Origin of the sequence: Celeribacter baekdonensis B30, from assembly GCF_000299875.1 — a bacterium.
GTDB classification, from domain to species: Bacteria; Pseudomonadota; Alphaproteobacteria; order Rhodobacterales; family Rhodobacteraceae; genus Celeribacter; species Celeribacter baekdonensis_A.
Genome location: NZ_AMRK01000034.1, coordinates 1 through 1,343, shown reverse-complemented (window position 1 = coordinate 1,343; position 1,343 = coordinate 1). Strand labels below are relative to the sequence as shown.

Annotated in this window: 1 protein-coding gene; it reads left to right on the top strand. The window is 57.7% G+C overall.

Going from position 1 to position 1,343, the window contains the following annotated elements:
* Window positions 1-71: 71 nt before the first annotated feature.
* Window positions 72-1,091 carry an IS110 family transposase gene (locus B30_RS21160; RefSeq protein WP_009574308.1) on the top strand — a complete coding sequence of 340 codons (1,020 nt, stop codon included), beginning with the start codon at window positions 72-74 and terminating at the stop codon, window positions 1,089-1,091.
* Window positions 1,092-1,343: the final 252 nt, after the last annotated feature.

Below are 1,343 nucleotides of genomic sequence, written 5' to 3'. Positions count from 1 at the left end.
GGCTCCTGCTCCACCGGCATCGAATGTGCCAAAGTGCAGTTATCAATGACTGCTAGGAAAGGAGCCACCCAATGACAGTTAAGACAGTAGGCCTGGATCTGGCCAAGGATGTGTTTCAAGTCCACGGCATTTCGGAGAATGGTCGGGTCATCTTCAATAGGGCCATAAAGCGGGCGAAGCTGCTTGCCTTCTTTGAGACGCTGCCGCCCTGTTTGGTGGGCATGGAGGCGTGTGGATCGTCCCACCATTGGGGTCGCCAGCTGCGCAAATTGGGACACGAGGTGAAACTCATGCCCGCCGGATACGTCAAACCCTACGTGAAGCGCGGCAAGTCGGATGCTGTTGATGCCGAGGCAATCTGTGAAGCGGTTCGGCGCCCGACGATGCGCTTTGTCGAGATCAAGACGGAGGAGCAGCAGGCCATCCTCGCGATCCACCGCACACGCGATCTGGCGGTCCGGCAGCGCACCCAGTTGGCCAACATGATCCGCAGTCTCTTGCGCGAGTTCGGGCATATCTTGCCCATCGGGATCGAAGCGGTGGCCGCCTTCGCAAAGCGCCACCTGGACGGCGATCATCCTGACATGCCGGAGATCGCAAACGGACTTCTCGGCGTCCAATGCTACCAGTTCCTCGGGCTGAACGAACGCATTGCCGGCTACTCAAAGATGATTGAGCAACATGCCATGATGAGTGCGGATGCCCGCCGATTGATGCGCATGCCGGGGATCGGGCCGATCACGGCATCGGCGATTGTCGCAACGATCGGCGATGCAAAACAGTTTCGGACCGGACGCGATCTGGCGGCCTGGCTCGGACTGACCCCGCTCAACAAATCAAGCGGCGGCAAGGAACGTCTTGGAAAGATCACAAAGCAGGGTGATCGCTACATTCGAAAGTTACTGGTCGTGGGCATGACGTCTCGCGCTGTGATGGCGAAACGTTCACCACAGAAAGTCGATCTCTGGACAGCCAAGATCGTTGCCGACAAACCCTTCCGGCTGGCAACAGTCGCGATGGCAAACAAGGCAGCCCGGGCCGTCTGGGCGATGCTCACCAAGAAACAGGAATACCGGCAACCCGCGTTCTAAGCGCACCGGTTGCCTACGAGATGCAAGACGTTGAAGTGATGATGCGGAATTAAGTCAACCAAGAGCAAGGACACTCCGGGAATGGCAGCGGCCCTTTGAGGTCGATAAGCCGATTGGAACCTCGCTTGCGGAACTCATCAGGGCCAGTGGAGGCAATGCCAAAACATAAACAGGCCGGACAGACGACGGTACTGACGAAAATAACCGCAGAAATTGCCAGAAAACGCTTGCAATGCGGGAGCCACCCACAGA